Genomic DNA, 1543 nt, shown 5'->3' on the forward strand with positions numbered 1-1543 from the left:
GCTCCTATTTGGCAAGGTGTTTTTTAGAATCCATTTTGCGCTCGGCCTCGAAGGCCTGCCTGTCCCAATCGAGCGGAAGTCCGGCCTCGACCCATGCCTCGTAGGCCCTCCTTATGGGCTTGAGCTCCCTTTGGCCCCTCTCCAGCATCGAGATGTACTTCTCGCTGGTGCCCAGTATGGACGCCGCCCTCACCTGGCTGACCCTCGCCGCGCGCCTGGCCGCCACGAGCCCCGAGGCGTCCTCGGGCCTCCTGACCTCGTGCGGGCGCATCAGCGCCCGGTACGCCTCCCTGGCCACGTAGCGCTTGAGGCACCTCATGACCTCCCTGTCGCTCTTCCCCCGCCCCCTGGCCCTCTCGGCGTACTCGGCGGTCTCGGGGTCGCGCATGACCCTCTGCCTCGCGATCTCGTGCAGCGCGCTGTTCGCCTGCCGGTCGCCGCCCCTGTTGAGCCTGTGCCTCACGGTCTTGCCGCTCGAGGCGGGGATGGGGCAGGCGCCGCATATCGCCGCGAACGACGCCTCGGAGCGCAGCCTGCCCGGGTTGTCCCCGGCCGCGACCGCGAGCTTGGCCGCGCTCACGGGCCCGCACCCGTACATCGCCAGCAGCGCGGGGCAGTTCTCCTCCAGGGACGCCTCGATCGCGCGCTCCATGTCGAGCGCCGCGTCGCGCGCCGCCGCCCACAGGTCCGCCAGCGCGCCGAGCGCGGCGCCCAGCGCGCCCTCGGCGCGCACGGAGGGGAGCTCCTCCATCAGCCTCGGCCCTCCCATGCCGCGGAACCTCGACCTGAGCCCTTCCGGCGCGGTGGTGAACAGCGACCTCGCGGTGTTGATCGCCGAGGTCCGCGCCTTCACCGCCCCGGAGCGCGCCGCGAGCATGCAGCGCACCCCGTCGACCCACCCGTCCTGGCTCTTGGGGGTCCCGAGCCTTGAGCCGGACATCGCCGCGCGGGCGGCCCTCTCCGCGTCCGCCTCGTCGCACTTTCCCTGCCCCGGGCGCCTCCTCTGCGTCCCCGCCGGGGAGAGCGCCTCGCGCACGGGCATCCCCAGCGACGCGAGGTGCCTGGTGAGGCCCGCCCCGTAGGACGACGTCCCCTCCATCGCGACGCAGGCCGGCTCCCCGGCCGCGGCGATCGCCCCGGCGAGCGCCTCGTAGCCCGCCGCGTCGGCGGGGAACCGGCGGGACAGGACCTTGCGGCCCCTCCAGTCCAGGACGCACAGCCAGTGCGAGTCGGCGTGGGTGTCGACCCCGCAGAAGACCGGCCCGCGGGCGCCGGGTATCGATTCGTTTTGCATGTCTCGCTCCGTTCTTTCCGTGCTCGCCTGGACCGGGCAGACGGCACACTGACGGGGCGCGATAGAATGCGGTTGTTCGGGTCCGCGGTATCGCTCCATGCTCCTATTAGGTCATGCGGCGGTCTCGGCTCGCCGCGGCCCGCGCGGGACATGTCAGGAAACGAGGGCAGCCCCGTGGGCGCCAGCGGAATGTGGGGTCACCGCGCGGTCCGCATCTGATGGTGTCGACGTCAATGGTATACGGGTGCA

1 protein-coding gene is annotated in these 1543 nt (G+C 71.8%); it reads right to left on the reverse strand.

All coding sequences use genetic code 11. The annotated features are described in order from the left end of the window. Positions 1–4 precede the first annotated feature (4 nt). On the reverse strand, positions 5–1294 hold the full coding sequence (locus KTF55_RS09885; protein ID WP_217108555.1) for an IS110 family transposase: 1290 nt from the start codon (positions 1292–1294) through the stop codon (positions 5–7). Between the last annotated feature and the right edge of the window lie 249 nt (positions 1295–1543).

It is taken from the genome of Collinsella sp. MSK.8.10 (assembly GCF_019041915.1).
Lineage (GTDB): Bacteria > Actinomycetota > Coriobacteriia > Coriobacteriales > Coriobacteriaceae > Collinsella.